General features: G+C 38.7%; 8 protein-coding genes and 1 pseudogene. 7 read left to right on the top strand and 2 right to left on the bottom strand.

Going from position 1 to position 7380, the window contains the following annotated elements:
* Window positions 1–205: 205 nt before the first annotated feature.
* Window positions 206–1117, top strand: coding sequence for a polyphosphate kinase 2 (gene ppk2, locus CRYPD_RS06990; RefSeq protein WP_138146870.1), 912 nt, complete (start codon window positions 206–208; stop codon window positions 1115–1117).
* Window positions 1117–1359: a hypothetical protein gene (locus CRYPD_RS06985; protein ID WP_138146869.1), complete on the top strand. Its 243-nt coding sequence runs from the start codon at window positions 1117–1119 to the stop codon at window positions 1357–1359. The genes ppk2 and CRYPD_RS06985 overlap by 1 nt, the downstream gene beginning before the upstream one ends.
* Before the next feature lie 67 nt (window positions 1360–1426).
* Here CRYPD_RS06985 and CRYPD_RS06980 read toward each other — a convergent pair whose 3' ends face one another.
* Window positions 1427–2185: an ABC transporter permease gene (locus CRYPD_RS06980; RefSeq protein ID WP_138146868.1), complete on the bottom strand. Its 759-nt coding sequence runs from the start codon at window positions 2183–2185 to the stop codon at window positions 1427–1429.
* Window positions 2186–2187: 2 nt separating this feature from the next.
* Window positions 2188–3102, bottom strand: coding sequence for an ABC transporter ATP-binding protein (locus tag CRYPD_RS06975; RefSeq protein ID WP_138146867.1), 915 nt, complete (start codon window positions 3100–3102; stop codon window positions 2188–2190).
* A gap of 71 nt (window positions 3103–3173) precedes the next feature.
* Between CRYPD_RS06975 and CRYPD_RS06970 the strand changes: the two genes are divergently transcribed.
* From CRYPD_RS06970 to CRYPD_RS08165, 5 genes and pseudogenes are all read left to right on the top strand, one after another.
* Entirely contained in the window at window positions 3174–4700 is a 1527-nt protein-coding gene (locus tag CRYPD_RS06970) for a dihydrolipoyllysine-residue acetyltransferase (RefSeq protein WP_138146866.1), read from the top strand.
* Window positions 4693–6096 carry a dihydrolipoyl dehydrogenase gene (gene lpdA, locus CRYPD_RS06965; protein ID WP_138146865.1) on the top strand — a complete coding sequence of 468 codons (1404 nt, stop codon included), beginning with the start codon at window positions 4693–4695 and terminating at the stop codon, window positions 6094–6096. The genes CRYPD_RS06970 and lpdA overlap by 8 nt, the downstream gene beginning before the upstream one ends.
* Before the next feature lie 10 nt (window positions 6097–6106).
* Window positions 6107–6934, top strand: a complete 828-nt coding sequence (gene radC, locus CRYPD_RS06960) for a RadC family protein (protein WP_138146864.1) — start codon at window positions 6107–6109, stop codon at window positions 6932–6934.
* 12 nt (window positions 6935–6946) lie between these two features.
* Window positions 6947–7153, top strand: a pseudogene (locus CRYPD_RS08490) (DNA adenine methylase); the annotation flags it as partial.
* A 16-nt stretch (window positions 7154–7169) separates the two neighbouring features.
* Window positions 7170–7334 carry a hypothetical protein gene (locus CRYPD_RS08165; RefSeq protein WP_171004388.1) on the top strand — a complete coding sequence of 55 codons (165 nt, stop codon included), beginning with the start codon at window positions 7170–7172 and terminating at the stop codon, window positions 7332–7334.
* The last annotated feature ends 46 nt before the right edge of the window (window positions 7335–7380 follow it).

Below are 7380 nucleotides of genomic sequence, written 5' to 3'. Positions count from 1 at the left end.
AACAAGAGAGTCTGCGAATGAATGTTGAGTTGTTTGTTTCCAAGACATTGTTATTTTTTTGATTGATTTTAGATGGTTGTTATTTTACTGGATTGGTGTGGTTTTGGTTGATTTATGCAAAGGTCTCATTGTATTTATTATAAATATACAATATAATAATACACTTATACTTAGCTATTTAATTTAAACACGACAAACTAATATTATGCCAATCAAAAAAAAATCCAGCAAAAAAGACGCTAAAAGCAGAATCAAAAAATTACAAAACAAAAAATATGTAATGCACAAAAGTAAGGTTATGTCTGGCAATGTGCTGTTAAGTTTGTCAAAAATGGCAGGAGATTATCCTTATGCCAAAAAGATGAGTGTTGAAGAATACGAAAATGAAAAATACTTATTGCAAACAGAATTATTAAAAGCACAAGACTGGATTAAGAGTCACAATAAAAAAATTATTTTATTGTTTGAAGGTCGTGATGCAGCTGGCAAGGGTGGAACAATTAAACGCTTTATGGAGCATCTTAATCCACGATCTGCGCGTGTTGTTGCCTTGGAAAAGCCATCAAATTCAGAATTGGGGCAATGGTATTTTCAACGCTATATTAAACATTTTCCCACCAATGGAGAAATGGCATTATTCGACCGCTCTTGGTATAACAGAGCTGGGGTAGAGCGGGTAATGGGTTTTTGTAAAAACTCAGAATATCTTGAATTTATGCGCCAAGCGCCTCTATTAGAGCGGATGCTAGTTAACGATGGCTTTATACTTTCTAAATATTGGTTTTCTGTCAGTCGTCAAGAGCAACTAAGACGCTTTCACCTGCGCAAAAATGACCCCTTAAAAAGATGGAAATTAAGTGAGATAGATTTGCAATCATTAACCAAATGGGAGGAATACACTCAAGCCAGAAAAAATATGTTTTTTTACACCAATACCGCTGATTCCCCTTGGATTGCTGTAAAGTCAGATGACAAAAAACGCGCAAGAATTAATTGTATTAGGCATTTTCTTTATAATTTAGATTACGCCAACAAAGACACCAAGATAGTTTTTGCACCTGATTCAAAAATTATTGGCAATGTAAATGATTTATATAAACGCAAGGAGGACATCTAATGTCAAACATCAAAAAACAACTAAAAGCCGCCATACGCATTGCTAAAAAAGCAGAAATCGAGGCGTTAATTGCAACTAAAAAAGCACAAAAAGCAGTTGAGAAAATAGAAAAACTGAAAAAATCGCTTGAGTTACAACACAAAGAACTAACTAAGAAAATTAAGAAAACCAATGATAAAAAAATCAAGCTTTTTTCTAAAAAAAGAATAAAAAAAGCAAAGAAGAAGGAAAATCTAAAATAATTATTCTTAAATAGTGCTTTAAAAAAAGCCTTGCTTGATTTATAATCAAGCAAGGCTTTTTTAGTAATTAAGTCTTGATATTAATGCCTCTTTTAAGCAAATAGAGAGCCAATAAACTTAATAGAACAATCATCGCCAATAAAACCATTATTGACTCAACAATACCCGTGGTAGAACTGCCTAAAAACCCCATTCTAAACCCATCAACCATATAGTAAATAGGATTAAATTTGCTTAAATTCTGCCAAAACTCTGGCAGAATTTCAATACTGTAAAACATACCACCCAAATAAATCATCGGCATCAATATAAAAGTGGGGACAATAGAAATATCATCGAATGATTGGGCGAATATTGCGTTAATAAACCCTGCCAGAGAAAACAACACAGCAGTTAATAAAAAGATAATAAAAATAATAAACACGCTATAAATTTGCAAATCTACAAAAAAAGAAACCGCAATAAGCACACCCAATCCCACTGTTAAGCCACGAGCCACGCCACCAGAAACATAACCCAATAAAATCACCCAATAAGAAACCGGGGAAACCAGTAGTTCTTCAATGCTGTGATTAAACTTTGCTAGGAAAAACGAGGCGACTGTATTGGCATAAGAATTTTGAATCACTGTCATTAATATGATGCCAGGGATAATAAAATGCAGGTAATCTACGCCCTGCATATTGCCAATGCGTTCGCCCATCAAGCCACCAAAGATAAGCAGATAAAGCAAGGTGGTGGTAATCGGCGGAAAAAGGGTTTGTACCCAAATTCTAGAAAACCGTAAAATTTCTCTAATAACAATGGTTTTATACTGAATCCACATAATTATTTGCCTGAAGTTAGGTTTAAAAATAAAGTTTCCAAGCGATTTTGTGCGCTCCTAATATGGTCAATACTAATACCGTGCTCACCAAGGGTTTGCAATGCTTGAGTAATGCTTGTGCCTGATTCCAACACCATTTCTAATGAATAATCATTCAATTGTGTAACTGAAAATTCTAATTTAACAGGGATTTTAGGTAGTTTTTTACCACTTTCTAAAATCAAAGTTTGTTGCGAAACTTTAGAAAGTAATCGCTTCATACTGGTCTGTTCAATCACCTCTCCATTATCCACAATGGCAATATTACGGCACAAAGACTCAGCCTCTTCCAAATAATGTGTGGTGAGAATAATAGTCACCCCTTCTTTATTTAACTCTCTTAAAAACGCCCACATTGAACGACGAATTTCAATATCAACCCCCGCACTAGGCTCATCTAAAATTAAAATTTTAGGCTTGTGGATAAGCGCTCTTGCCAACATTAAGCGTCTTTTCATGCCACCCGATAACGATTTAGCCACATCAAGACGCTTATCCCAAAGTTCCACGCGTTTTAATAAAATTTCAGCATACGCTTTAGCGTGTGTTCGGGTAATGCCGTGATAACCCGCTTGGTTGATTAAGATTTCTTCAATCGGCTCAAATGGATTAAAATTAAACTCCTGTGGCATTAATCCAATCAAGCGCTTCACCTCATAAGCACTGCTGTCTTGATTCAAGCCCAACACGCTAATATTACCTGCGGTCTTTTCCAATAACCCACAAATAATGCCAATTATCGTAGTTTTTCCTGCACCATTACTGCCTAATAGTGCAAAGAAATCGCCCTCTTTTATTGATAAATCAATCCCTTTTAAGGCATGAAAATCATTGGCGTAAATTTTACTGAGTGCTTTGATTGTGAGTGCATTTGACATAGGCGAACATTATCCGTTAATTTTCAAGATTTATGCGATAATTACCCACTTTAAAATTGCAATATTTACCTATGTCTGAAATTAGAAACATTCCCTTGCCTGATATTGGCGATTTTGATGAAGTTGAAGTGATTGAGATTTTAGTCTCGGTTGGCGATACAATAAACGCCGAAGATAGTATTGTCACGCTCGAAAGCGACAAAGCTTCAATGGAAATCCCCACTCCCTTTTCAGGCATTATCAGCGCAATAAATGTAGCGCTGGGCGATAAAATCAAACAAGGCGACATCATTTTATCTATTAAAGGCGAAGACGATAACACTGAAACCAACGATAACCCAGTAGAAGTAACTCATACTGAGCCACAAATCGTACCTGTGGTAGTGCCAGACATTGGCGATTTTGATGAGGTTGAAGTAATTGAAGTCCTCGTCAATGCAGGCGATGAATTATCAGTAGATGATAGCATCATCACTCTAGAAAGTGACAAAGCCTCAATGGAAATCCCCACGCCAGTTGCAGGCAAGATTATTGACATTAAAGTCGCACTAGGCGATAAAATTAAATTAGGTGATTTAATCCTCAACATCGAAAGCACCAACGCAGAAAAAACACCTCCCCCCCCTGCCGCAGTTGAAACAAAAAGCCCCTCAACAACGCCCACGCCCGCCAAAGTCGCACCAAAACCACCTACACTCAATCAAGCCATTTCAACAACCCCAAAAGGCAGCTCTCACGCCTCACCCTCTATTCGTAAATTAGCTAGAGAATTAGGCGTTGATTTGTCCAATGTATCTGGCACAGGGCAAAAAGGCAGAATACTAGATGTCGACTTAAAAGGTTATGTGAAGCAAATCATCACCTCAGGTGCTATGGGCAGTGCTTTACCCAAAGTGCCTGTAATTGATTTTTCCAAATTTGGCGATACCGAAATATTAGCACTGTCCAGAATTAACAAACTATCAGGTAAACATTTAACCGCCTGCTGGCTAAATATCCCTCATGTAACCCAGTTTGACGAAGTCAATATTGAGCAAATGGAAGTCTATCGACAAGCACAAAAAGCCAAAGGCGTTAAGCTCACGCCGCTAGTGTTTATCATGAAAGGCGTGATTCAAGCGTTAAAAAACCATCCTCGTTTTAATGCCTCACTTGACGAATCTGGCGAAAACCTAATTATTAAAAAATACTTCAATCTAGGCATTGCCATGGATACGCCAAACGGTTTGGTGGTGCCAGTTATTCGTGCTGTTGAACAAAAATCATTGACCGAGCTAGCAACAGAATTAGCGCAAACCTCTGCCAAAGCCCGTGACGGCAAACTCAAGCCCAGTGATATGCAAGGCGCAGGCTTCACCATTTCTAGCCTCGGTGGCATCGGTGGCACTCAGTTCACCCCCATTGTCAACGCCCCCGAAGTCGCCATTCTCGGCGTATCTCGTTCACACACCAAGCCTGTTTGGGATGGTGAAAAATTCACCCCGAAACTAACACTGCCCCTCGCATTGTCCTACGACCATCGAGTGATTGACGGCGCACAAGGCGGGCGTTTTATGGCAGATTTGAATACAATATTAAGCGAGGAAAATTATGATTAAAACACAAGTAGTCGTTATTGGCTCGGGTCCTGGTGGCTATACAGCCGCCTTTCGTGCAGCAGATTTAGGCAAACAAGTTACCCTAATTGAACGCTACGATGCTCTAGGCGGCGTGTGTCTAAATGTCGGCTGTATCCCTTCCAAAGCACTACTCCATACTGCACAAATCATCAACGAAGCAGCAGAAGCCTCACACCTCGGCATTTCATTTAATACGCCTAATATTAATATTGACGGTGTTAGAGGCAACAAGCAAAACATTGTTACCAAATTAACCAGCGGCATCAAGGCGCTTGCCAAAGCCAGAAAAGTCAATGTCATAACAGGCTATGCCAAATTTATCTCCAGCAATCAAATCGCCATTGACGGTAGCGATGAAATCATCGAGTTTGAACACTGCATTATTGCTGCTGGATCTCGTGTGAGCAAAATCCCCACTTTTCCTTTTGACGACCCACGCGTTATGGACTCCACCGATGCACTGGAAATAGAAAATATACCAAAACGCTTATTGGTGGTCGGCGGCGGCATTATCGGTCTAGAAATGGCAACGGTATATGACGCACTCGGTAGCGAAATCACCGTGGTTGAGCTGTCAGACCAACTTATTGCCAGCGCCGATAAAGACATTGTTAATCCACTCTTCAGACGTATTAAAAAACAATACGCCAACATCTTTTTAAACACCAAAGTTGCTAGTATGACGGCAAAAAACGACGGCATTAAAGTCGGTTTTGAAGGTAAAAATGCCCCAGAATTTGACACCTTTGACAAAGTGCTAGTCGCCGTTGGCCGCACCCCTAATGGCAAACTCATTGATGGCGAAAAAGCAGGCATTAAAATCAACGATTGGGGCTTTATCCCCGTTGACAAACAAATGAAAACCAATGTCCAAAACATCTACGCCATCGGCGATATTGTGGGCCAGCCAATGCTCGCCCACAAAGCAGTGCATGAAGCAAAAGTCGCCGCTGAAGTCATCTGCGGATACAAATCAGGCTTTGACGCACTCACCATCCCATCTGTCGCCTACACCGACCCAGAAGTCGCTTGGACAGGCAAAACCGAAAAACAACTTAAAGCCGAAGGTACTGATTACGAAAAAGGCGTATTTCCTTGGGCGGCCTCAGGCAGAAGCCTCAGTATTGGCAGATCTGAAGGCGTATCAAAAGCCTTATTTGACAAAAAAACCCACCGCATTCTCGGCATGGGCATCTGTGGTACCAACGCCGGCGAACTCATCGCCGAACCCACCCTCGCCATCGAAATGGGCTGCGATATGTCCGACATCGCCCTCACCATCCACGCCCACCCAACCCTCAGCGAAACCACCGCCTTTGCGGTAGAAATGGCAGAAGGCACCATCACCGACCTACTCCCGCCAAAGAAAAAGTAACTTTAAACCCGTGCCAAAAATAAAAGACATTCCTAAAATTGACCGCCCTAGAGAGAAATTACTCAAAAAAGGTGCTAATGCCTTATCTAAAACAGACCTTCTAGCCATCTTACTTGGTAGCGGCATTAAAGGTATCAATGTCCAAACCCTAGCCAAAACTATTATCACCAAATTTAATAAGGATTTTCTCAATATCACTATTGATGATTTATTAACCGTTAAAGGCATTGGACAAGCTAAAGCCTTACAAGTTTATAGTGCAATTACTTTAATAAAGCGTTTTTACCAAGAACAAAATAGCACTGATTTAATAATCAACAATATACAAAATGTGCTGACACTTGCTTTTGATATTAGAGATAAGAAAAAAGAACATTTAATTTGCCTACACCTTGATAGTCGCAATGCACTAATTAAAAAAGAAACTCTGAGTATTGGCTTATTAGACAAAAGTTTAATTCATCCAAGAGAAATTTTTTCTAGTGCTTTAGAAAATAAAGCTGCCAATATAATTCTTGTTCACAATCACCCTAGTGGTGACCCAAGTCCGAGCAAACAAGATGAAAAAATTGCTAAAAAAATTAGCAAAGCAGGGAAAATAATGGGTATCGCATTATTAGATTTTGTCATTATTGCTAAAAATGGACACGATAGTTTTTATCAAACATTAAAATATGATAATAACCTTGATTATGTTGCTGATGGCTTTCAAATGGGGTTGTTTGACTTGTTGGAAATTGAAAAACCTGATTATAAGAACGCTATACACAAAGTTAATAAGCATTATTTTCAACAAGATAAATCAAAAAATGGTTATTTTCAACTACAAAATCGCTGATATTTAGGCAACAAACACAAATTACTCGGCTTTATTGAAGATATAGTAAGTCAAAAATGTGGAGAAGTGAAGTCATTCTGTGATATTTTTTCAGGCACTGGAGTAGTTGGAGAGCGATTCAATAGTAAAAATATTAGCGTTATTTCTAATGATTTTTTATCAGCAAATTACACCTGTTTGCAAACATTTTTAAACACAAAAAAAAAGACTTACATATAGAGACCTTTGCATAAATATGAATAATCATCAAAAATCCACTTTTCACCCGCTTGGCGATTTTTTAAACCCAGCCTTAGCCCTGCTAGGACAAGGTTTAAGAAAATCACCAATCTGGCAAAAATTGAATTTTGCTAATCATCCCTATTTATGCAAAGGTCTCAATACAGTTAAAGAGTTATAAGCGCTTACTTTGTATTTTTTCAATTCTTCTAATCCGCTCTTTTTCC

This window comes from Bathymodiolus heckerae thiotrophic gill symbiont, from assembly GCF_900180345.1.
Classification (GTDB): domain Bacteria; phylum Pseudomonadota; class Gammaproteobacteria; order PS1; family Pseudothioglobaceae; genus Thiodubiliella.
This window is presented reverse-complemented; position numbering and strand designations above follow the sequence as displayed.